This window comes from Hydrogenophaga sp. SL48 (assembly GCF_021729865.1).
GTDB lineage: Bacteria > Pseudomonadota > Gammaproteobacteria > Burkholderiales > Burkholderiaceae_C > Hydrogenophaga.
Map to the genome: position 1 here is coordinate 5,195,001 of NZ_CP063400.1, position 22,892 is coordinate 5,217,892.

A 22,892-nucleotide genomic window follows, 5' to 3' on the forward strand; every position below is an offset into this window, starting at 1 on the left:
TTGTATTGAATTTTGAACAGATCTGTGTAGGATAGGGGGGAGGCTTTGAAGCAGGGTCGCTAGATCTTGTGGAGCCAACGTTGAAATACCACCCTGGTGTGTTTGAGGTTCTAACCTAGGTCCATTATCTGGATCGGGGACAGTGCATGGTAGGCAGTTTGACTGGGGCGGTCTCCTCCCAAAGTGTAACGGAGGAGTTCGAAGGTACGCTAGGTACGGTCGGACATCGTGCTAATAGTGCAATGGCATAAGCGTGCTTAACTGCGAGACTGACAAGTCGAGCAGATGCGAAAGCAGGACATAGTGATCCGGTGGTTCTGTATGGAAGGGCCATCGCTCAACGGATAAAAGGTACTCTGGGGATAACAGGCTGATACCGCCCAAGAGTTCATATCGACGGCGGTGTTTGGCACCTCGATGTCGGCTCATCTCATCCTGGGGCTGTAGCCGGTCCCAAGGGTATGGCTGTTCGCCATTTAAAGAGGTACGTGAGCTGGGTTTAAAACGTCGTGAGACAGTTTGGTCCCTATCTTCCGTGGGCGCTGCAGATTTGAGGAAGCCTGCTCCTAGTACGAGAGGACCGGAGTGGACGCACCTCTGGTGTACCGGTTGTCACGCCAGTGGCATTGCCGGGTAGCTAAGTGCGGAAGAGATAACCGCTGAAAGCATCTAAGCGGGAAACTCGTTCCAAGATGAGATCTGCCGGGGCCTTGAGCCCCCTAAAGAGTCGTTCAAGACCAGGACGTTGATAGGTCAGGTGTGGAAGCGCAGTAATGCGTTAAGCTAACTGATACTAATTGCTCGTGAGGCTTGACCCTATAACTTTGATGCAATCATCAAGGTCAAATGTCATCTGACTGTAAAGTCATGTTATGCCCATATGGCACACTCGATGTGACCATAGCGTTGGCAGCAATCAAGATTCAGCTGATTCGAAGCTCTATGAATTCGTCCGGTTGTGCATGCGCACAGCCAGACAACAAGTTATGCCTGACGACCATAGCGAGGTGGTACCACTCCTTCCCATCCCGAACAGGACAGTGAAACGCCTTTGCGCCGATGATAGTGCGGGTTCCCGTGTGAAAGTAGGTCATCGTCAGGCTCTTACAAGCCCCCCAAACCCCCTCGTACCTCGTGTATCTGGGGGTTTGGGCTTTCTATAAGTGTAAGCATCATGTTTTTGATGCTTGAAACTTGCAAACAGGTTGACGAGAGATCAAAAACCGATGTATACTGCAAGGCTGCGCTGATCACTGCAAGGCTTAAGGGCTTAGCAAACAAGGTGGTTGGGGTGGGTCGGGGATGAAAATCCAGAGTGGCTCAAAATAAGTTGGTGGAAACCCTGACATATTTTGACAGAGCTGCAAAAACTGATGTATGATACGAAGTTCAGCTGATCGCAGCTGAGCGGGCAGAAAGAAGCGGGGCTTCAAACTGCGGGATCATTAAAAATATACAGCCGATAAGCGTGGGCGTTTGAAGGCGATTGCGAAAGCGAACTCGAAAGAGTTCAAGTCGCAAGACTTTAAACGCTCATGAGAATAGAAGTGAAGTTCACTTCAATTCCGTTTTTATGAGTAAATTCAAGATCGAACTAAAGAGTTTGATCCTGGCTCAGATTGAACGCTGGCGGCATGCTTTACACATGCAAGTCGAACGGTAACAGGCCGCAAGGTGCTGACGAGTGGCGAACGGGTGAGTAATGCATCGGAACGTGCCCAGTCGTGGGGGATAACGCAGCGAAAGCTGTGCTAATACCGCATACGATCTATGGATGAAAGCGGGGGACCGTAAGGCCTCGCGCGATTGGAGCGGCCGATGTCGGGCCAGGTGGTGGTGCGGTAAAAGCCTCAAAGCCCGCTCAATCTGTGGCTGAAAGATACAGAGAGGACGACCAGCCACACTGGAACTGAGACACGGTCCAGACTCCTACGGGAGGCAGCAGTGGGGAATTTTGGACAATGGGCGCAAGCCTGATCCAGCAATGCCGCGTGCAGGAAGAAGGCCTTCGGGTTGTAAACTGCTTTTGTACGGAACGAAACGGTCTGGGTTAATACCCTGGGCTAATGACGGTACCGTAAGAATAAGCACCGGCTAACTACGTGCCAGCAGCCGCGGTAATACGTAGGGTGCAAGCGTTAATCGGAATTACTGGGCGTAAAGCGTGCGCAGGCGGTTTTGTAAGACAGTCGTGAAATCCCCGGGCTCAACCTGGGAATTGCGATTGTGACTGCAAAGCTGGAGTGCGGCAGAGGGGGATGGAATTCCGCGTGTAGCAGTGAAATGCGTAGATATGCGGAGGAACACCGATGGCGAAGGCAATCCCCTGGGCCTGCACTGACGCTCATGCACGAAAGCGTGGGGAGCAAACAGGATTAGATACCCTGGTAGTCCACGCCCTAAACGATGTCAACTGGTTGTTGGGTCTCTTCTGACTCAGTAACGAAGCTAACGCGTGAAGTTGACCGCCTGGGGAGTACGGCCGCAAGGTTGAAACTCAAAGGAATTGACGGGGACCCGCACAAGCGGTGGATGATGTGGTTTAATTCGATGCAACGCGAAAAACCTTACCCACCTTTGACATGTACGGAATTTGCCAGAGATGGCTTAGTGCTCGAAAGAGAGCCGTAACACAGGTGCTGCATGGCTGTCGTCAGCTCGTGTCGTGAGATGTTGGGTTAAGTCCCGCAACGAGCGCAACCCTTGTCATTAGTTGCTACATTCAGTTGGGCACTCTAATGAGACTGCCGGTGACAAACCGGAGGAAGGTGGGGATGACGTCAAGTCCTCATGGCCCTTATAGGTGGGGCTACACACGTCATACAATGGCCGGTACAAAGGGTCGCAAACCCGCGAGGGGGAGCCAATCCATCAAAGCCGGTCGTAGTCCGGATCGCAGTCTGCAACTCGACTGCGTGAAGTCGGAATCGCTAGTAATCGTGGATCAGCATGTCACGGTGAATACGTTCCCGGGTCTTGTACACACCGCCCGTCACACCATGGGAGCGGGTCTCGCCAGAAGTAGTTAGCCTAACCGCAAGGAGGGCGATTACCACGGCGGGGTTCGTGACTGGGGTGAAGTCGTAACAAGGTAGCCGTATCGGAAGGTGCGGCTGGATCACCTCCTTTCTGGAAAAAGAGCAATCAAGCTCAAACGCTCACACTTATCGGTTGTTGGAAGGAAGTCGCCAGCGACCTGGATTGATCCAGGTTTCTAGTGACCGGCTTGGGTCTGTAGCTCAGTTGGTTAGAGCACCGTCTTGATAAGGCGGGGGTCGTTGGTTCGAGACCAACCAGACCCACCAAGTGCTCGCATTCCACCGCAACACTTTGGGGGATTAGCTCAGCTGGGAGAGCACCTGCTTTGCAAGCAGGGGGTCGTCGGTTCGATCCCGTCATCCTCCACCAATTACTTGTCTGTTTCAACATCAAAGCATCCTGTTCGCAGGGTGTTTTGATGTTGATCGGTATCTATCGATCAACAGGTTGTCGCAAGATGATCACGGCTGTTCTTTAAAAATTCATAGAGTCGAATCAGCGTTGCTGATGGAAAGCACACATTCGTAAAGGTTTGGTGTGCACCGTGCCATCAGCAACAAGAATTTTTGATTGCGTCAACGAATATTCAATTTTATCGAAAGATATCAATTGAACGGCATAACGCGTCAGGTGAAAGACCTGACAGACATTTGCTTGATGTAATTTTGCGTTGCAAGACGTCAAAGTTATAGGGTCAAGTGAATAAGAGCATGTGGTGGATGCCTTGGCGATGATAGGCGACGAAGGACGTGATAGCCTGCGATAAGCTTCGGGGAGCTGGCAAATAAGCTTTGATCCGGAGATTTCCGAATGGGGAAACCCACCTAGCAGTAGGTATCGCATAGTGAATACATAGCTATGCGAGGCGAACCGGGTGAACTGAAACATCTCAGTAGCTCGAGGAACAGACATCAACCGAGATTCCGAAAGTAGTGGCGAGCGAAATCGGAGAAGCCTGTTAGTGATAGCACAAGACTTAACGGAACGCTTTGGAAAAGGCGGCCATAGTGGGTGATAGCCCCGTACGTGAAAAGACCTGTGTGGTACTAAGCTAACGAAAAGTAGGGCGGGACACGAGAAATCCTGTCTGAATATGGGGGGACCATCCTCCAAGGCTAAATACTCATCATCGACCGATAGTGAACTAGTACCGTGAGGGAAAGGCGAAAAGAACCCCGGGAGGGGAGTGAAATAGATCCTGAAACCGCATGCTTACAAAAAGTAGGAGCCCGCAAGGGTGACTGCGTACCTTTTGTATAATGGGTCAGCGACTTACATTCAGTGGCAAGCTTAACCGAGTAGGGAAGGCGTAGGGAAACCGAGTCCGAATAGGGCGATTCAGTCGCTGGGTGTAGACCCGAAACCAAGTGATCTATCCATGGCCAGGATGAAGGTGCCGTAACAGGTACTGGAGGTCCGAACCGACTAGTGTTGCAAAACTAGCGGATGAGCTGTGGATAGGGGTGAAAGGCTAAACAAACTTGGAAATAGCTGGTTCTCTCCGAAAACTATTTAGGTAGTGCCTCAAGTATTACCATCGGGGGTAGAGCACTGTTTTGGCTAGGGGGTCATGGCGACTTACCAAACCAAGGCAAACTCCGAATACCGATGAGTACAGCTTGGGAGACAGAGCACCGGGTGCTAACGTCCGGACTCAAGAGGGAAACAACCCAGACCGCCAGCTAAGGTCCCTAAAACGGGCTAAGTGGGAAACGAAGTGGGAAGGCTAAAACAGTCAGGATGTTGGCTTAGAAGCAGCCATCATTTAAAGAAAGCGTAATAGCTCACTGATCGAGTCGTCCTGCGCGGAAGATGTAACGGGGCTAAGCCAGTTACCGAAGCTGCGGATTTGCAATTTATTGCAAGTGGTAGGAGAGCGTTCTGTAAGCCTGTGAAGGTGTCTTGTAAAGGATGCTGGAGGTATCAGAAGTGCGAATGCTGACATGAGTAGCGTTAAAGGGGGTGAAAAGCCCCCTCGCCGTAAGCGCAAGGTTTCCTACGCAACGTTCATCGGCGTAGGGTGAGTCGGCCCCTAAGGTGAGGCAGAGATGCGTAACTGATGGGAAACAGGTCAATATTCCTGTACCGATTACAAGTGCGATGTGGGGACGGATCTTAATAGGTTATCCGGCGGTTGGATGTGCCGGTTTAGACAGATGTAGGCGACACGTAGGCAAATCCGCGTGTCATATACCGAGGCTGTTGATCGAGCGAGCTTGCTCGCGAAGTAACTGAACGAGGTCCCAGGAAAAGCCACTAAGCTTCAGCTTGTAATTGACCGTACCGCAAACCGACACTGGTGCGCGAGATGAGTATTCTAAGGCGCTTGAGAGAACTCAGGAGAAGGAACTCGGCAAATTGACACCGTAACTTCGGAAGAAGGTGTGCCCCGGTAGTGTGATGAGAACATCTGAGCACGAAAGGGTTGCAAAAAATAGGTGGCTGCGACTGTTTATTAAAAACACAGCACTCTGCAAACACGAAAGTGGACGTATAGGGTGTGACGCCTGCCCGGTGCTGGAAGATTAATTGATGGGGTGCAAGCTCTTGATCGAAGTCCCAGTAAACGGCGGCCGTAACTATAACGGTCCTAAGGTAGCGAAATTCCTTGTCGGGTAAGTTCCGACCTGCACGAATGGCGTAACGATGGCCACACTGTCTCCTCCTGAGACTCAGCGAAGTTGAAATGTTTGTGATGATGCAATCTCCCCGCGGAAAGACGGAAAGACCCCATGAACCTTTACTGTAGCTTTGTATTGAATTTTGAACAGATCTGTGTAGGATAGGTGGGAGGCTTTGAAGCAGGGTCGCTAGATCTTGTGGAGCCAACGTTGAAATACCACCCTGGTGTGTTTGAGGTTCTAACCTAGGTCCATTATCTGGATCGGGGACAGTGCATGGTAGGCAGTTTGACTGGGGCGGTCTCCTCCCAAAGTGTAACGGAGGAGTTCGAAGGTACGCTAGGTACGGTCGGACATCGTGCTAATAGTGCAATGGCATAAGCGTGCTTAACTGCGAGACTGACAAGTCGAGCAGATGCGAAAGCAGGACATAGTGATCCGGTGGTTCTGTATGGAAGGGCCATCGCTCAACGGATAAAAGGTACTCTGGGGATAACAGGCTGATACCGCCCAAGAGTTCATATCGACGGCGGTGTTTGGCACCTCGATGTCGGCTCATCTCATCCTGGGGCTGTAGCCGGTCCCAAGGGTATGGCTGTTCGCCATTTAAAGAGGTACGTGAGCTGGGTTTAAAACGTCGTGAGACAGTTTGGTCCCTATCTTCCGTGGGCGCTGCAGATTTGAGGAAGCCTGCTCCTAGTACGAGAGGACCGGAGTGGACGCACCTCTGGTGTACCGGTTGTCACGCCAGTGGCATTGCCGGGTAGCTAAGTGCGGAAGAGATAACCGCTGAAAGCATCTAAGCGGGAAACTCGTTCCAAGATGAGATCTGCCGGGGCCTTGAGCCCCCTAAAGAGTCGTTCAAGACCAGGACGTTGATAGGTCAGGTGTGGAAGCGCAGTAATGCGTTAAGCTAACTGATACTAATTGCTCGTGAGGCTTGACCCTATAACTTTGATGCAATCATCAAGGTCAAATGTCATCTGACTGTAAAGTCATGTTATGCCCATATGGCACACTCGATGTGACCATAGCGTTGGCAGCAATCAAGATTCAGCTGATTCGAAGCTCTATGAATTCGTCCGGTTGTGCATGCGCACAGCCAGACAACAAGTTATGCCTGACGACCATAGCGAGGTGGTACCACTCCTTCCCATCCCGAACAGGACAGTGAAACGCCTTTGCGCCGATGATAGTGCGGGTTCCCGTGTGAAAGTAGGTCATCGTCAGGCTCTTACAAGCCCCCCAAACCCCCTCGTACCTCGTGTATCTGGGGGTTTGGGCTTTCTATAAGTGTAAGCATCATGTTTTTGATGCTTGAAACTTGCAAACAGGTTGACGAGAGATCAAAAACCGATGTATACTGCAAGGCTGCGCTGATCACTGCAAGGCTTAAGGGCTTAGCAAACAAGGTGGTTGGGGTGGGTCGGGGATGAAAATCCAGAGTGGCTCAAAATAAGTTGGTGGAAACCCTGACATATTTTGACAGAGCTGCAAAAACTGATGTATGATACGAAGTTCAGCTGATCGCAGCTGAGCGGGCAGAAAGAAGCGGGGCTTCAAACTGCGGGATCATTAAAAATATACAGCCGATAAGCGTGGGCGTTTGAAGGCGATTGCGAAAGCGAACTCGAAAGAGTTCAAGTCGCAAGACTTTAAACGCTCATGAGAATAGAAGTGAAGTTCACTTCAATTCCGTTTTTATGAGTAAATTCAAGATCGAACTAAAGAGTTTGATCCTGGCTCAGATTGAACGCTGGCGGCATGCTTTACACATGCAAGTCGAACGGTAACAGGCCGCAAGGTGCTGACGAGTGGCGAACGGGTGAGTAATGCATCGGAACGTGCCCAGTCGTGGGGGATAACGCAGCGAAAGCTGTGCTAATACCGCATACGATCTATGGATGAAAGCGGGGGACCGTAAGGCCTCGCGCGATTGGAGCGGCCGATGTCAGATTAGGTAGTTGGTGGGGTAAAGGCCCACCAAGCCAACGATCTGTAGCTGGTCTGAGAGGACGACCAGCCACACTGGAACTGAGACACGGTCCAGACTCCTACGGGAGGCAGCAGTGGGGAATTTTGGACAATGGGCGCAAGCCTGATCCAGCAATGCCGCGTGCAGGAAGAAGGCCTTCGGGTTGTAAACTGCTTTTGTACGGAACGAAACGGTCTGGGTTAATACCCTGGGCTAATGACGGTACCGTAAGAATAAGCACCGGCTAACTACGTGCCAGCAGCCGCGGTAATACGTAGGGTGCAAGCGTTAATCGGAATTACTGGGCGTAAAGCGTGCGCAGGCGGTTTTGTAAGACAGTCGTGAAATCCCCGGGCTCAACCTGGGAATTGCGATTGTGACTGCAAAGCTGGAGTGCGGCAGAGGGGGATGGAATTCCGCGTGTAGCAGTGAAATGCGTAGATATGCGGAGGAACACCGATGGCGAAGGCAATCCCCTGGGCCTGCACTGACGCTCATGCACGAAAGCGTGGGGAGCAAACAGGATTAGATACCCTGGTAGTCCACGCCCTAAACGATGTCAACTGGTTGTTGGGTCTCTTCTGACTCAGTAACGAAGCTAACGCGTGAAGTTGACCGCCTGGGGAGTACGGCCGCAAGGTTGAAACTCAAAGGAATTGACGGGGACCCGCACAAGCGGTGGATGATGTGGTTTAATTCGATGCAACGCGAAAAACCTTACCCACCTTTGACATGTACGGAATTTGCCAGAGATGGCTTAGTGCTCGAAAGAGAGCCGTAACACAGGTGCTGCATGGCTGTCGTCAGCTCGTGTCGTGAGATGTTGGGTTAAGTCCCGCAACGAGCGCAACCCTTGTCATTAGTTGCTACATTCAGTTGGGCACTCTAATGAGACTGCCGGTGACAAACCGGAGGAAGGTGGGGATGACGTCAAGTCCTCATGGCCCTTATAGGTGGGGCTACACACGTCATACAATGGCCGGTACAAAGGGTCGCAAACCCGCGAGGGGGAGCCAATCCATCAAAGCCGGTCGTAGTCCGGATCGCAGTCTGCAACTCGACTGCGTGAAGTCGGAATCGCTAGTAATCGTGGATCAGCATGTCACGGTGAATACGTTCCCGGGTCTTGTACACACCGCCCGTCACACCATGGGAGCGGGTCTCGCCAGAAGTAGTTAGCCTAACCGCAAGGAGGGCGATTACCACGGCGGGGTTCGTGACTGGGGTGAAGTCGTAACAAGGTAGCCGTATCGGAAGGTGCGGCTGGATCACCTCCTTTCTGGAAAAAGAGCAATCAAGCTCAAACGCTCACACTTATCGGTTGTTGGAAGGAAGTCGCCAGCGACCTGGATTGATCCAGGTTTCTAGTGACCGGCTTGGGTCTGTAGCTCAGTTGGTTAGAGCACCGTCTTGATAAGGCGGGGGTCGTTGGTTCGAGACCAACCAGACCCACCAAGTGCTCGCATTCCACCGCAACACTTTGGGGGATTAGCTCAGCTGGGAGAGCACCTGCTTTGCAAGCAGGGGGTCGTCGGTTCGATCCCGTCATCCTCCACCAATTACTTGTCTGTTTCAACATCAAAGCATCCTGTTCGCAGGGTGTTTTGATGTTGATCGGTATCTATCGATCAACAGGTTGTCGCAAGATGATCACGGCTGTTCTTTAAAAATTCATAGAGTCGAATCAGCGTTGCTGATGGAAAGCACACATTCGTAAAGGTTTGGTGTGCACCGTGCCATCAGCAACAAGAATTTTTGATTGCGTCAACGAATATTCAATTTTATCGAAAGATATCAATTGAACGGCATAACGCGTCAGGTGAAAGACCTGACAGACATTTGCTTGATGTAATTTTGCGTTGCAAGACGTCAAAGTTATAGGGTCAAGTGAATAAGAGCATGTGGTGGATGCCTTGGCGATGATAGGCGACGAAGGACGTGATAGCCTGCGATAAGCTTCGGGGAGCTGGCAAATAAGCTTTGATCCGGAGATTTCCGAATGGGGAAACCCACCTAGCAGTAGGTATCGCATAGTGAATACATAGCTATGCGAGGCGAACCGGGTGAACTGAAACATCTCAGTAGCTCGAGGAACAGACATCAACCGAGATTCCGAAAGTAGTGGCGAGCGAAATCGGAGAAGCCTGTTAGTGATAGCACAAGACTTAACGGAACGCTTTGGAAAAGGCGGCCATAGTGGGTGATAGCCCCGTACGTGAAAAGACCTGTGTGGTACTAAGCTAACGAAAAGTAGGGCGGGACACGAGAAATCCTGTCTGAATATGGGGGGACCATCCTCCAAGGCTAAATACTCATCATCGACCGATAGTGAACTAGTACCGTGAGGGAAAGGCGAAAAGAACCCCGGGAGGGGAGGGAAATAGATCCTGAAACCGCATGCTTACAAAAAGTAGGAGCCCGCAAGGGTGACTGCGTACCTTTTGTATAATGGGTCAGCGACTTACATTCAGTGGCAAGCTTAACCGAGTAGGGAAGGCGTAGGGAAACCGAGTCCGAATAGGGCGATTCAGTCGCTGGGTGTAGACCCGAAACCAAGTGATCTATCCATGGCCAGGATGAAGGTGCCGTAACAGGTACTGGAGGTCCGAACCGACTAGTGTTGCAAAACTAGCGGATGAGCTGTGGATAGGGGTGAAAGGCTAAACAAACTTGGAAATAGCTGGTTCTCTCCGAAAACTATTTAGGTAGTGCCTCAAGTATTACCATCGGGGGTAGAGCACTGTTTTGGCTAGGGGGTCATGGCGACTTACCAAACCAAGGCAAACTCCGAATACCGATGAGTACAGCTTGGGAGACAGAGCACCGGGTGCTAACGTCCGGACTCAAGAGGGAAACAACCCAGACCGCCAGCTAAGGTCCCTAAAACGGGCTAAGTGGGAAACGAAGTGGGAAGGCTAAAACAGTCAGGATGTTGGCTTAGAAGCAGCCATCATTTAAAGAAAGCGTAATAGCTCACTGATCGAGTCGTCCTGCGCGGAAGATGTAACGGGGCTAAGCCAGTTACCGAAGCTGCGGATTTGCAATTTATTGCAAGTGGTAGGAGAGCGTTCTGTAAGCCTGTGAAGGTGTCTTGTAAAGGATGCTGGAGGTATCAGAAGTGCGAATGCTGACATGAGTAGCGTTAAAGGGGGTGAAAAGCCCCCTCGCCGTAAGCGCAAGGTTTCCTACGCAACGTTCATCGGCGTAGGGTGAGTCGGCCCCTAAGGTGAGGCAGAGATGCGTAACTGATGGGAAACAGGTCAATATTCCTGTACCGATTACAAGTGCGATGTGGGGACGGATCTTAATAGGTTATCCGGCGGTTGGATGTGCCGGTTTAGACAGATGTAGGCGACACGTAGGCAAATCCGCGTGTCATATACCGAGGCTGTTGATCGAGCGAGCTTGCTCGCGAAGTAACTGAACGAGGTCCCAGGAAAAGCCACTAAGCTTCAGCTTGTAATTGACCGTACCGCAAACCGACACTGGTGCGCGAGATGAGTATTCTAAGGCGCTTGAGAGAACTCAGGAGAAGGAACTCGGCAAATTGACACCGTAACTTCGGAAGAAGGTGTGCCCCGGTAGTGTGATGAGAACATCTGAGCACGAAAGGGTTGCAAAAAATAGGTGGCTGCGACTGTTTATTAAAAACACAGCACTCTGCAAACACGAAAGTGGACGTATAGGGTGTGACGCCTGCCCGGTGCTGGAAGATTAATTGATGGGGTGCAAGCTCTTGATCGAAGTCCCAGTAAACGGCGGCCGTAACTATAACGGTCCTAAGGTAGCGAAATTCCTTGTCGGGTAAGTTCCGACCTGCACGAATGGCGTAACGATGGCCACACTGTCTCCTCCTGAGACTCAGCGAAGTTGAAATGTTTGTGATGATGCAATCTCCCCGCGGAAAGACGGAAAGACCCCATGAACCTTTACTGTAGCTTTGTATTGAATTTTGAACAGATCTGTGTAGGATAGGTGGGAGGCTTTGAAGCAGGGTCGCTAGATCTTGTGGAGCCAACGTTGAAATACCACCCTGGTGTGTTTGAGGTTCTAACCTAGGTCCATTATCTGGATCGGGGACAGTGCATGGTAGGCAGTTTGACTGGGGCGGTCTCCTCCCAAAGTGTAACGGAGGAGTTCGAAGGTACGCTAGGTACGGTCGGACATCGTGCTAATAGTGCAATGGCATAAGCGTGCTTAACTGCGAGACTGACAAGTCGAGCAGATGCGAAAGCAGGACATAGTGATCCGGTGGTTCTGTATGGAAGGGCCATCGCTCAACGGATAAAAGGTACTCTGGGGATAACAGGCTGATACCGCCCAAGAGTTCATATCGACGGCGGTGTTTGGCACCTCGATGTCGGCTCATCTCATCCTGGGGCTGTAGCCGGTCCCAAGGGTATGGCTGTTCGCCATTTAAAGAGGTACGTGAGCTGGGTTTAAAACGTCGTGAGACAGTTTGGTCCCTATCTTCCGTGGGCGCTGCAGATTTGAGGAAGCCTGCTCCTAGTACGAGAGGACCGGAGTGGACGCACCTCTGGTGTACCGGTTGTCACGCCAGTGGCATTGCCGGGTAGCTAAGTGCGGAAGAGATAACCGCTGAAAGCATCTAAGCGGGAAACTCGTTCCAAGATGAGATCTGCCGGGGCCTTGAGCCCCCTAAAGAGTCGTTCAAGACCAGGACGTTGATAGGTCAGGTGTGGAAGCGCAGTAATGCGTTAAGCTAACTGATACTAATTGCTCGTGAGGCTTGACCCTATAACTTTGATGCAATCATCAAGGTCAAATGTCATCTGACTGTAAAGTCATGTTATGCCCATATGGCACACTCGATGTGACCATAGCGTTGGCAGCAATCAAGATTCAGCTGATTCGAAGCTCTATGAATTCGTCCGGTTGTGCATGCGCACAGCCAGACAACAAGTTATGCCTGACGACCATAGCGAGGTGGTACCACTCCTTCCCATCCCGAACAGGACAGTGAAACGCCTTTGCGCCGATGATAGTGCGGGTTCCCGTGTGAAAGTAGGTCATCGTCAGGCTCTTACAAGCCCCCCAAACCCCCTCGTACCTCGTGTATCTGGGGGTTTGGGCTTTCTGGGTGCCGTCGAATTGCGTTTATGCGTTCAGCACAAAGTGACTGTCCATTCGCAATGCACGGCTCTGTTCGAGCTCCGCCAAAAGCTGACGAAGCCATTGCTTCTGCAATGCTGGCTCCGTTGAAGGCATTGCATTCTTCAGGTAAGGCGTATTCAGCGCCCAAGCGAAAAGCGCTTCGTGCTCAATTCGTTGCCATTCGAGCAATCGGAACTTGATCAACACTTTTTGTGCATGGCGCAGGTGGCGTTCAGGATCTGATTTGAACTGATGCAATCTGCTGCGCGCGCGCTCCAGCGCCTCTGGAATGTCTTGAAAGACTGAACCATGGCCGGGAACCACTGTGATGGGGGCCAATGCTTCTATCAAATCCAGGGTTTCACCGACTTCGTCGAAGGCCGATTGGCCTTCCAGTTCTGGAAACACGACACCAAATCCGTTCTGCCAGAGGGCATCTGCTGAAAGGAGCAAGCGGTCTTCCGGCTGGAACAACACGATCGAATGAGGGTCGTGCCCCTTTGCGCCGTGAACTTGCCAGAACCCGTTGCCCAGTCGCAGCGAGGCCCCCGGGAGCAGAAGTCCATCGTGAGAGAACCGGGGGCAATGCTGACCGGTGGGGGCGTAAGTCAGCAACTTTTCGTCCCAATCCGTGACGGCAGAAGCCAGTCCGGGAGGAATGAGTGTCTGAAGGTTCGGAAACATGGCCTTCAGCGCAGCGTTGCCCCCACAGTGATCGCTGTGCAGATGGGTATTGAGCAGCAGGTCCAGGCGCCGTGAGCCCAATGCCTGTGAAACCAGGGCGGTGGTTTGGGCAGCGTGGCTGCCGTAACCTGAATCCACCAGTGCTGTCGGGCCTTCGCCCTGGATCAGAACGTTGTTTGCCGAGAGCCAACCCCGCTCGAACACGGTGACACCCGCGCGGGCCAGGACATCTTTGGCGACGGAAAGGGTCATCGGGTGACCTCAAACCGGTCCGCGGAGCGCGCGACGCAGGATTTTCCCGACGTTCGATTTGGGGAGGTCGTCGCGAAACTCGATGTATTTGGGGCGTTTGTAGCCTGTGAGGTTGTCGTGGCAAAAGCGAGCTACGTCCTCTTCGCTCAGTGTCGGGTCGTTTCGCACCACAAACACCTTCACCGCCTCGCCTTGTCTGGCATCCTCGATACCGATCACAGCACATTCCAGCACACCTGGGCACAGCGAAATCACATTTTCGAGTTCGCTGGGGAAGACGTTGAACCCCGACACCAAGATCATGTCCTTCTTGCGGTCCACGATGCGCGTGAACCCCCGGTCGTCCATGATGCCGACGTCCCCAGTGCGCATGAAACCGTCCGCCGTGAAAGCCCTGGCGGATTCTTCCGCCTGCTGGTGGTACCCGATCATCACATTGGGCCCGCGAATGCAGATCTCCCCCGATGTGCCGATCGGCAGGCTGTGGCCCTCGTCGTCCTTGATGGCCACATCGATGCCGGGCAGCGGAAGACCGATGGTGCCGCTGAAGTGACGGTGGGTGACCGGGTTGTTGGTGCCAATGGCACAGGTCTCGCTCATGCCCCAGCCTTCGGTCATGGGACATCCCGTGACAGCGAGCCACTGCCGGGCCGTGCCTTCGGCAGCGGCCATGCCCCCCGCTTGTGACAAGGCCAGGCTGGAGAAGTCGAGCTGGCGGAACTGCGGATCTTGCAGCAGCGCGTTGAAGAGGGTGTTGACCGCCGGCAGCAAATGAAAGGGGCGGCGTTTGAGCGTGGCCACCAGCGCGGGAATGTCACGCGGGTTCGGGATCAGCGTCATGTGCGCACCCCACCGCACAGCGAGCAGGCTCAGCGTGAGCGCGAAGATGTGATATAGGGGCAAGGCGGTGATGCCATTGATGTCCCGAACATCGCCGATCTTGGCCAGCGCGGGCTTGAACCACGCTTCGGCCTGCAGGATCGCGGCGATCACGTTGCGGTGGGTCAGCACCGCACCCTTGGACAAACCGGTCGTGCCACCGGTGTATTGCAGGAAGGCCACGCTGTCGTGCTGTGCCGCGCTGGGCTTGAGCGGCAGGTCGGCACCCGCCTTCAAAGCCTCGCGAAAGCTGACAATGGTTCGAGGGCCCAGCGAGCCTGTGGTTGCCAGCTTGTACGCAGGCACCATCTTGGCGAGGTGCCGCACGGCGAAGCTGATCCACTGGCCGTACCAGAACCCCAGCATGTCCCCCAGGCTGGCCACCACGACGTGCTTCACGCCTGTGTGATCGATTACTTCTTCCAGTGTGGACGCGAAGTTCTCAAGGATGACGATGGCCTCGGCGCCCGAGTCCTTGAGCTGGTGCTCCAGCTCGCGCGCGGTGTAGAGCGGGTTGACGTTGACCACGGTATAGCCCGCGCGCAGGATGGCCGTCATGGCCACCATGAACTGCGGCACATTGGGCAGCATCACCGCGACCCGCGCACCCGGCGCCATGCCGCGCGCTTGCAGCCAGGCTCCCAGTGCAGCGCTGTGGGCGTCCAGCTCTCCGTAGGTCATCCAGCGCTCCATGCACACGGTCACCGGGCGTTGGGCGTTCTTGCGCATTGACTCTTCGAGCAGTGCCACCAGAGACCGGTACTGCGTGGGGTCTACGTCGTGGGGCACCCCGTCGGGGTAATGTGCCAGCCAGGGACGCTGGGAGAAGGTGTTCGGGTTTGCTCGGTCCATCAGGGCATTTTGACGGCGGGTGCCCGCTCGCCACTCAGGGGCTGCCCTAGGGGCCTGTCGCTCAAAGCTCAGATGCGAGCAAGCTCACGCTCCAGCGCCTGCACACAGACGGGCCGTGCGGCGTCGAACAATGTATCAAGCCAACGCCGCTCCCGATCGGCAATGGTGGTGAGAAAGGCTTGCGTGTCGCCCAAGGTCCCGAAGGCCGCGAAGCCACTTTCCAGGAACTGCTGCAGGGCCGACAGCCCGGCGGCCTGCGCCGGTCGCCGCATCATGCGCAAGGCCAGCAGCAGCGACTTGCTGCGGGTGTGCTTTTGAAGCTCCTGGCCCATGTGCTGCACCACCGCCAGTTGCCGTTCCCTTTCCGTCCTTTGACCCGTCAGGCGCCAGCTGCGCACATAGCGCTCGGGCGCAGCGATGCCATCGCCGAGCGCCAGCCAATGTCCGGCCATCTGGTGGTCCAGGGCTTCGGTGAGGGCGTGCATCTCGGCCAGGTCGACCGCCAGGGTGGACAAGGCCGGTGGGAAGATCCGCTCCAGCGCACCGGCGATGCGGGCAAACTGCGCATCACGCTCTTCGAAATCGTGCTCTCCGTACAGCTCTTCCAGGAAAAACCGGGTCGCGGGCGCCCGCTGCGGATCGTCCATGAAATCGACATAGGTGGCGCGAAACCGCCTCGCCTGCAGCTGTTTGACGGCTCGCACCGCCGCAACCAGCCCGTTGCATTGGGCATCCCCTCTGAGTTGGGTGACGCGCGCGAGGTGCGCCCGGATGTGCTGCGCTGCGTGGTTGGGCTCGCTCATGGTGCTGGCAGTCTAGTGGCGGCCGGCACCATGGCCCTAGAGGGCTTGCTCTAGGTCGCCACGCTGAGGTGGCGCCCGTCGCCGTGCGATAGTCCCCGAATGACACTTCCCTTGCCTGCCATCCCCGCGCCCACGCACCGCGCGTCCCGCCTCGCGCGCCTGCAGCAATGCACCGTGGTGCTGACGGCGATCTTGGTGGCCGTGTGGCTGGCCTGGTTCTGGAACGGGCCGGGTGCCGTGGCGGCGGCGGGGGTGTTGCTGCTGGTGTTCGGGTACGCGCTGGTGCTGGCGCTGGAGTTCGTGGCGGTGCACCGGGTCAACCGTGGCGATGCCGTGGCAGCAGCGGGCCGACTGACACTCGCGCAGGCCTGGTGGCAGGAGGTGCGAGTGGCGCTCCAGGTGTTCTCCTGGCGGCAACCGTTTCTCTGGCGCCGGTGCCCCGACGAAGCCGTTCCACCCGCCCCCGGACTGACCGCGGTGGTGCTCGTGCACGGGTTCGTCTGCAACCGAGGGCTCTGGTTGCCCTGGATGCGCGAACTGCTGCGCCGGGGCATGCCCTACACCTCGGTGAACCTGGAGCCTGTGTTTGGATCGATCGACGACTACATCCCGTTGGTCGACGACGCCGTGCGGCGTGCCCAGGCGCTGACGGGCCGACCACCCGTGCTGGTATGCCACAGCATGGGTGGCCTGGCCGCTCGGGCCTGGTGCGCGGCCACGCCCGACGCCCATGCGCGGGTGCGTCGGGTGATCACCATCGGCTCGCCGCACCACGGCACTTGGCTGGGGCGCTTCAGCCGCATGCCCAACGGCCGGCAAATGTGCCAGCAAGGTGCCTGGCTGGTCGACCTGCAGTCGCGTGAAGCCGCGTTGGCGCCGGCGAACACCTATGCCCGTTTCACCTGCTGGTACTCCAACGCCGACAACATCGTGTTCCCGGCGTCCACCGCCATGCTCCCGGGGGCGGACAACCGCCACGTGCCCGGCGTGGCCCATGTCGCGCTGGCGTTTCATCCCCGTGTGATGGCCGAAACGCTCGCCTGGGTGGCGTCGGTGCGCGACGCGGACACGTCCTATCAGGAAGCGAACGGGCGGCCGCTCAGGCCTTGAGCACGCCGCGCTTCACCTGGTCCAGTTCCATGGTTTCGAACAGCGCCTTGAAGTTGCCCTCGCCGAAGCCCTGGTTGCCCTTGCGCTGGATGAACTCGAAGAAGATCGGGCCGAGCTGGTTCTCGCTGAAGATCTGCAGCAGCAGCTCGCCCGGCAGGCCGTCCACCAGGATGTTGCGCTGTTTGAGCGCCTCGACGTCCTCACCGTGGTTCGGGATGCGCTTGTCCAGCAGCTCGTAGTAGGTCTCGCTGGTGTTCAGCAGCTTCACGCCCTGCAGCTCCAGCGCGTCCACCGTGTCCGGCAGGTTCGTCGAGGCCAGCGCGATGTGCTGGATGCCCTCGCCCTGGTAGCGGTCCAGGTACTCCTGGATCTGACCGGCCTTCTCGTTGCCTTCCTCGTTGATCGGGATGCGGATCTTGCCGCAAGGGCTGGTCATCGCCTTGCTCTTGATGCCCGTCTGCTGGCCTTCCAGGTCGAAGTAGCGGACCTCACGGAAATTGAAGATGCGCTCGTAGAAACCGGCCCACTCGGCCATGCGGCCCCGGTGCACGTTGTGCGTGAGGTGGTCGATGAGGGTGAGGCCATGGCCCACCGGCGACAGCTCCGCGCCGGGCAGTGGGTAGAAATCGACGTCGTAGAAACCGATGTTGCCGATGTCGCCGTCTTTCGCGCCGTTCTTGCCGCGCCAGCGGTCGATGAAATAGATGATGGAGTCGCCGATGCCCTTGATGGCCGGGATGTTCAGCTCGCCCGGCCCGGCGTTGTGGGCATAGCCCCAGGCGCCGAGGGCGATGGCGCGCTCGTAGGCCGCCTTGGCGTCCTGCACGCGGAAGGCAATGGCGCAGACGCTGGGACCGTGCTGGCGGGCGAACCGCTGGGCAAAGCTGTCGGGCTCGGCGTTGATGATGAAGTTGATCTCGCCCTGGCGGTACAACGTCACGGCCTTGTGGCGGTGCCGGGCCACGGGCTTGAAGCCCATGCGTTCGAACAGCGCGCCCATGGCGGCCGGGTCGGGCGCGGCGTATTCGATGAACTCGAACCCGTCGGTGCCCATGGGGTTCTCCCAAGTGGTGGCGGGAGCGGCGGCGGTGGGCAATGGGGCATTCATGTGAGGGTGTCTCCGTGTGTGTTTGATTCGGTCCGCCACTGTATCGGCGCAAGCCCTCACGATTTCGGCGTTTTGGGGCGCTAGACTTGGATTGTTTGCAGCTTTCCTGCAAAATTCCGAGCATGCAGACACTTGACAAGCTCGATCGGCAAATCCTGCGCAGCCTCCAGGCCGATGGCCGCGCCACCTACGACCAGATCGCCGAAGGCGTGGGTCTGTCGCCCAGCGCCGTGCTGCGCCGGATCAAGCGGCTGGAGGACAGCGGCGTGATCGACCGCTACGTGGCGCTGGTCAGGCCCGAGGCCGTGGGACTGGGGCTCACGGCCTATGTGAACGTGCGGCTGGAGAAACACGCCGACAGCAACAAGCGCAACCCCATGGACCTGTTCCGCGCCAGCGTGCTGAGCTGGCCGGAGGTGGTGGAGTGCGCGGCGCTCACGGGCGAGATGGACTTCCAGCTGCGCCTGATGGTCGCTGACATGGCGGCGTACTCGCGTTTCATGATGGACACCCTGCTCAAGCACCCCAGCGTGCAGGACTGCAAGACCAGCTTCGTCATGGACCGGGTGAAAAGCACCACCGCCTTGCCGGTGTGAGGCCCGTTCATCGGTGGAATTGTTGCGATGCAGCAAAATGGGCGACACATGGCGGGCATATGTCACCCGCTCATCGGGTTTGTACGGGCTTTAGGGGGCTGCGTCCTTGTCGATGCAGGGAAAACCCTTATATTTCCTTCCATGTCTTACACCGCCACCCCGTCCCGTGCCCCGTCTGTGAGCGGCGGCGATGCGCTGCCGGTGTCGGCGGGGACCCTGCATATGCCTGACCCCCGTTCGACGGGGAGCTCAGTGGTGCCCATCCGCTCGATGGGGCGCGGGCATCTGCTTCGCATCAGCGCCCACCTGCTGGCGCTCGAGCCGCACGACCGCTACCTGCGTTTTGGGTACTCGGCCAGTGACGAGCATGTCCAGCGCTACGTGGACCAGCTCAACTTCGAGCGGGACGAGCTGTTCGGCATCTTCAACAGGAAGCTGGAGCTGATCGCCATGGCCCACCTCGCCTTCTCGGGCGATCCCCAGTGCTCCAGCTGCGCCGAGTTCGGCGTGTCGGTGTCGAAGCAGGCGCGGGGTCGGGGATATGGCAGCCGGCTTTTCGAGCGTGCGGTCATGCACTCGCGCAACGAGGGCGTGAACCAGCTGTTCATCCATGCGCTGTCTGAAAACACCGCGATGCTCAAGATCGCACGCAAGGCCGGCGCCGTGATTGAGCGCGACGGTCCCGAGAGTGAGGCGCACCTGCGCCTGCCACCCGCCGATTTCGACTCGCGCGTCACTGAAATGTTCAACGAGCAGGTGGCCATCACCGACTACCACCTCAAGGCGCAGGCCAAGCACTTCTGGGACGCGCTCGGCCTCCTGCAGGAAATCCGCCAGGGCGTGCGCGAGTCGAGGGAGAAAGCGAGATAACCCCCTGCGCCGCTCACGCGGCTTCCGCTTGAAAGGGGGGCCACGCCAGTGGCCCGGCCAAGCCGGTTCCACGGCGTGTGCGGGTGGCGCGACCTGTGATCCTGCACATGGTGGCCCATGGCCTGCGCTTGCGGTATCCTTTGCCGCTGTTTCAACCATCCCCTCTTCCCAGTGGCCGACTCCCCTCCCAGTACGGGGCCGCAGCGCAGCCTGCGGCATGAAGACAAACGTGGTTTCCTGCAAAAGCTCGCGGAGTTCATTCATCCCGGGCCGGATTCCAAGGACGAGTTGATCGAAACCCTCGCCGAAGCCGAGGACAACGACATCATCAACGCCGAATCGCGCGTCATGCTCGAAGGCGTGATCCGCATCGCCGACATGACGGCCGGGGATGTGATGGTGGCGGCACCGCGCATGGACGTGCTCGACATCCATGCCCCGTTCGACGAGTTGCTGCACCAGGTGATCGGCACCGCGCACTCGCGCTTCCCGGTCTACGAAGGCGAGCGAGAAAACATCATCGGCATCCTGCTGGCCAAAGACCTGCTCAAGCTGCAGCGAGCGCCCGAACTCAACATCCGCGCCCTGCTGCGCCCGGCCACCTTCGTGCCCGAGAGCAAGGGCCTCAACGACCTGCTGCGGGAGTTCCGCGGCAACCGCAACCACCTCGCCATCGTCATCGACGAGTTCGGCCGCGTGGCCGGCCTGATCACCATCGAGGACGTGCTGGAAGAGATCGTCGGCGAGATCGAGGACGAGTTCGATGTTGTGGAGGACGACGGCGACATCTTTGCCCTGGCCGACAGCACCTGGCGCGTCAGCGGCGACACCTCCATCGAGCGCATCAACGAATCCTTCGGCCTGAAACTCGAGGTCAACGACTTCGACACCATCGGCGGCCTCATCGCGCACACCATGGGCCATGTGCCCAAGCGCGGCGAGGTGCACGAGATGGACGGCCTGCGCTTCGTGGTGCTGCACACCAAGGGCGGCGCGGTGAAGTGGTTCAAGGTCATGCCGATGCCCTTGGGCGCCTGACCCCCGCAGCAGCGCCGGCCCCCATGCGCAGCCTTTTCGGCAACCTCCACACCCCTTCGAGCTTTTCGCCTTTGACGGGCCGACCCCCGGGCCGTTCCGCGCGCGGCGGTGGCTTGTTCTGGTTCGTGATCGGTGTGCTGGCCGGCGGTCTGCAGGCCGCGTCGCTGGCCTGGCCGTGGCACGGCTGGCGCTTGCCGGGCATCGAACCGGGGCAGGCCAGCGGATGGCTGCAGATCGTCTCGCTCGCGCTGCTGGTCTTGTCGCTGCGCCATGCGCATCAGGTGGGGCAGGCGGTCTGGCGGGGCTGGGTGTTCGCCACCGTGTGGCTGGCCGGCAGCTTCTGGTGGCTGTACGTCTCGATGCACACCTACGGCGGGCTCGCGGCCTGGATGGCGGTGCTCGCCGTTTTCGCGCTGGCCGGCGCGCTGGCGCTGATCTATGCCCTGGCGGCCGGGGCACTGTGTGCCTGGGCACCGCGCACGCGCTGGCTGCAGGCCCTGGTGTTCGCTGCGCTCTGGACCCTGGCCGAGCTGGCACGTGGGCGCTGGTTCACCGGGTTTCCCTGGGGCGCCGGCGGTTATGCGCAGGTGGACCTGATGGCGGCCTGGGCGCCTTGGGTCGGCGTGTACGGCATGGGCGCGATCGCGGCGGTGTTGGCGTATGCGCTGGCGCTGGCCGTGTCGGCTGTCTCGTCGCGGCTGGTGCTCTGGGCGCTGCCGCCGACGCGGCGCCTGGGCGCCCCGAAGGCCGTGCCTTGGTTTGCACGCCATGGTGGTGGGGTGTCGTTGCTGGGCGGGTTGCTGGCGGCGGTGGTGCTGGGGGCGTTGCTGGCGAGCGTGATCGCCGGTGACCGCTGGCGCGACCTGGGCCGGCGGGACACCGCCGCCAGCGGCGAGATGAAGGTCTGGCTGCTCCAGGGCAACATTCCGCAAAACGAAAAATTCGAAACCGGCACCGGCATTGCCACCGCGCTGGCCTGGTACCCGGCCCAGGTGGCCGAAGCGGCCCAGGCGCAACGGCGCGGCACCGGGCCCGACCTCGTGGTGGCGCCCGAGACCGCCATCCCGCTGCTGCCCCAGCAACTGAATGCCGAATTCTGGGAGCCGCTGTTTGCCTCGCTGCAGAACTCGGCCACCAGCGCGTCGCCCGGCCTGGGGCTGCTGGTGGGCATCCCGCTGGGGTCGTACGAAGCGGGCTACACCAACTCGGCCTGGGCCATGGCGCCGACGATGCTCAAGGACCGCGCGGGCGCCTTCCCGGGCGAGCGCTTCTACCGCTACAGCAAGCAGCACCTGGTGCCGTTCGGCGAGTTCATCCCGCCCCTGTTCCGCTGGTTCACCAACCTGATGAACATCCCGCTCGGCGACTTCGCGCGCGGCGCCTTGCCCCAGCCCGCCTGGACCTGGGCCGGCCAACGCATCGCGCCCAACATCTGCTACGAAGACCTGTTCGGCGAAGAGCTGGCGCAATCGTTCGCCGGCACGGCGGGCGCGCCCACCGTGCTGATCAACCTCAGCAACATCGGCTGGTTCGGCGACACCGTGGCCATCGACCAGCACCTGCAGATCTCGCGCCTTCGCGCGCTGGAGCTGGGTCGTCCCATGCTGCGCGCCACCAACACCGGCGCCACCGCCGTGATCGACCACACCGGGCGCGTCACCCACCAGCTGCCCCGCCTCACCCGCGACCGGCTGGAAGCCACGGTGCAAGGCCGGACCGGGCTCACGCCCTACGCGGCCTGGGCGTCGCGCTGGGGCCTGTGGCCCGTCTGGGGCTTGTGCGGGGCGGTGCTCTTGCTGGCTGCGCTCGCCCGATCCATGGGGCGCCGTGCGCCCGCGCGCCGCGCCGCCTGAAGCGGGCAGGCTGGCCCGTAAAATCGACGGTTCCGCGCGGCCGGCCCCTCCGGCCAGCCGCTGCCCCCTGTACACCGCTGATCACCCGCCGGCTTCA

General features: G+C 57.8%; 9 protein-coding genes, 4 tRNA genes and 8 rRNA genes (1 of these 21 only partly in view). 17 read left to right on the forward strand and 4 right to left on the reverse strand.

Annotated features, from left to right (window positions below; all coding sequences use genetic code 11):
• From IM738_RS24755 to rrf (IM738_RS24810), 12 genes are all read left to right on the forward strand, one after another.
• A 23S ribosomal RNA gene (locus IM738_RS24755) occupies nt 1–818 on the forward strand (it extends 2,059 nt beyond the left edge of the window).
• A 171-nt stretch (nt 819–989) separates the two neighbouring features.
• Nucleotides 990–1,102: ribosomal RNA gene (gene rrf / locus IM738_RS24760) — 5S ribosomal RNA — on the forward strand.
• 489 nt (nt 1,103–1,591) lie between these two features.
• Nucleotides 1,592–3,129, forward strand: a 16S ribosomal RNA gene (locus tag IM738_RS24765).
• A 99-nt stretch (nt 3,130–3,228) separates the two neighbouring features.
• Nucleotides 3,229–3,305 (forward strand) — tRNA-Ile (locus IM738_RS24770).
• 27 nt (nt 3,306–3,332) lie between these two features.
• Nucleotides 3,333–3,408, forward strand: a tRNA-Ala gene (locus IM738_RS24775).
• Between the two features lie 323 nt (nt 3,409–3,731).
• Nucleotides 3,732–6,608, forward strand: a 23S ribosomal RNA gene (locus tag IM738_RS24780).
• 171 nt (nt 6,609–6,779) lie between these two features.
• Nucleotides 6,780–6,892, forward strand: a 5S ribosomal RNA gene (gene rrf / locus IM738_RS24785).
• 489 nt (nt 6,893–7,381) lie between these two features.
• Nucleotides 7,382–8,914 (forward strand): 16S ribosomal RNA (locus tag IM738_RS24790).
• A 99-nt stretch (nt 8,915–9,013) separates the two neighbouring features.
• Nucleotides 9,014–9,090: transfer RNA gene (locus IM738_RS24795), tRNA-Ile, on the forward strand.
• 27 nt (nt 9,091–9,117) lie between these two features.
• A tRNA-Ala gene (locus IM738_RS24800) sits at nt 9,118–9,193 on the forward strand.
• 323 nt (nt 9,194–9,516) lie between these two features.
• Nucleotides 9,517–12,393: ribosomal RNA gene (locus IM738_RS24805) — 23S ribosomal RNA — on the forward strand.
• Nucleotides 12,394–12,564: 171 nt separating this feature from the next.
• Nucleotides 12,565–12,677 (forward strand): 5S ribosomal RNA (rrf, locus tag IM738_RS24810).
• Together the 16S, 23S and 5S rRNA genes with 4 tRNA genes alongside form the textbook arrangement of a ribosomal RNA operon.
• A 76-nt stretch (nt 12,678–12,753) precedes the next feature.
• Here the strand turns inward: rrf (IM738_RS24810) and IM738_RS24815 are convergent.
• The 3 genes from IM738_RS24815 to IM738_RS24825 all read right to left on the reverse strand — a co-directional run bounded on the left by IM738_RS24815 (nt 12,754) and on the right by IM738_RS24825 (nt 16,220).
• The gene (locus IM738_RS24815; RefSeq protein ID WP_236963655.1) at nt 12,754–13,686 is read right to left on the reverse strand and encodes an MBL fold metallo-hydrolase; all 933 of its coding nucleotides are present in this window, start codon (nt 13,684–13,686) and stop codon (nt 12,754–12,756) included.
• Between the two features lie 9 nt (nt 13,687–13,695).
• Nucleotides 13,696–15,417 (reverse strand): AMP-binding protein, encoded by a 1,722-nt coding sequence (locus IM738_RS24820; protein WP_236963656.1) that lies wholly within the window; start codon nt 15,415–15,417, stop codon nt 13,696–13,698.
• A gap of 68 nt (nt 15,418–15,485) precedes the next feature.
• Nucleotides 15,486–16,220 carry an FFLEELY motif protein gene (locus tag IM738_RS24825; RefSeq protein ID WP_236963657.1) on the reverse strand — a complete coding sequence of 245 codons (735 nt, stop codon included), beginning with the start codon at nt 16,218–16,220 and terminating at the stop codon, nt 15,486–15,488.
• A gap of 99 nt (nt 16,221–16,319) precedes the next feature.
• Between IM738_RS24825 and IM738_RS24830 the strand changes: the two genes are divergently transcribed.
• Nucleotides 16,320–17,330, forward strand: a complete 1,011-nt coding sequence (locus IM738_RS24830; RefSeq protein ID WP_236963658.1) for an esterase/lipase family protein — start codon at nt 16,320–16,322, stop codon at nt 17,328–17,330.
• Here IM738_RS24830 and hppD read toward each other — a convergent pair.
• The gene (gene hppD, locus IM738_RS24835; protein ID WP_236963659.1) at nt 17,320–18,438 is read right to left on the reverse strand and encodes a 4-hydroxyphenylpyruvate dioxygenase; all 1,119 of its coding nucleotides are present in this window, start codon (nt 18,436–18,438) and stop codon (nt 17,320–17,322) included. The two genes, IM738_RS24830 and hppD, sit on opposite strands and share 11 nt — an antisense overlap.
• A 122-nt stretch (nt 18,439–18,560) precedes the next feature.
• Between hppD and IM738_RS24840 the strand changes: the two genes are divergently transcribed.
• The 4 genes from IM738_RS24840 (at nt 18,561) to lnt (ending at nt 22,795) form a co-directional block, all read left to right on the forward strand.
• Nucleotides 18,561–19,034, forward strand: coding sequence for an Lrp/AsnC family transcriptional regulator (locus tag IM738_RS24840; protein ID WP_236963660.1), 474 nt, complete (start codon nt 18,561–18,563; stop codon nt 19,032–19,034).
• A gap of 222 nt (nt 19,035–19,256) precedes the next feature.
• Nucleotides 19,257–19,904, forward strand: a complete 648-nt coding sequence (locus IM738_RS24845; protein WP_236966408.1) for a GNAT family N-acetyltransferase — start codon at nt 19,257–19,259, stop codon at nt 19,902–19,904.
• A 171-nt stretch (nt 19,905–20,075) separates the two neighbouring features.
• On the forward strand, nt 20,076–20,942 hold the full coding sequence (locus IM738_RS24850; RefSeq protein WP_236963661.1) for an HlyC/CorC family transporter: 867 nt from the start codon (nt 20,076–20,078) through the stop codon (nt 20,940–20,942).
• A 23-nt stretch (nt 20,943–20,965) separates the two neighbouring features.
• Nucleotides 20,966–22,795 (forward strand): apolipoprotein N-acyltransferase, encoded by a 1,830-nt coding sequence (lnt, locus tag IM738_RS24855; RefSeq protein WP_236963662.1) that lies wholly within the window; start codon nt 20,966–20,968, stop codon nt 22,793–22,795.
• Nucleotides 22,796–22,892: the final 97 nt, after the last annotated feature.

Coding starts and splice junctions, on each gene's coding strand:
- IM738_RS24815 (WP_236963655.1), bottom strand. CDS start 13,686: ATGACCCTTTCCGTCGCCAAAGATGTCCTGGCCCGCGCGGGTGTCACC.
- IM738_RS24820 (WP_236963656.1), bottom strand. CDS start 15,417: ATGGACCGAGCAAACCCGAACACCTTCTCCCAGCGTCCCTGGCTGGCA.
- IM738_RS24825 (WP_236963657.1), bottom strand. CDS start 16,220: ATGAGCGAGCCCAACCACGCAGCGCAGCACATCCGGGCGCACCTCGCG.
- IM738_RS24830 (WP_236963658.1), top strand. CDS start 16,320: ATGACACTTCCCTTGCCTGCCATCCCCGCGCCCACGCACCGCGCGTCC.
- hppD (WP_236963659.1), bottom strand. CDS start 18,438: ATGAATGCCCCATTGCCCACCGCCGCCGCTCCCGCCACCACTTGGGAG.
- IM738_RS24840 (WP_236963660.1), top strand. CDS start 18,561: ATGCAGACACTTGACAAGCTCGATCGGCAAATCCTGCGCAGCCTCCAG.
- IM738_RS24845 (WP_236966408.1), top strand. CDS start 19,257: ATGCCTGACCCCCGTTCGACGGGGAGCTCAGTGGTGCCCATCCGCTCG.
- lnt (WP_236963662.1), top strand. CDS start 20,966: ATGCGCAGCCTTTTCGGCAACCTCCACACCCCTTCGAGCTTTTCGCCT.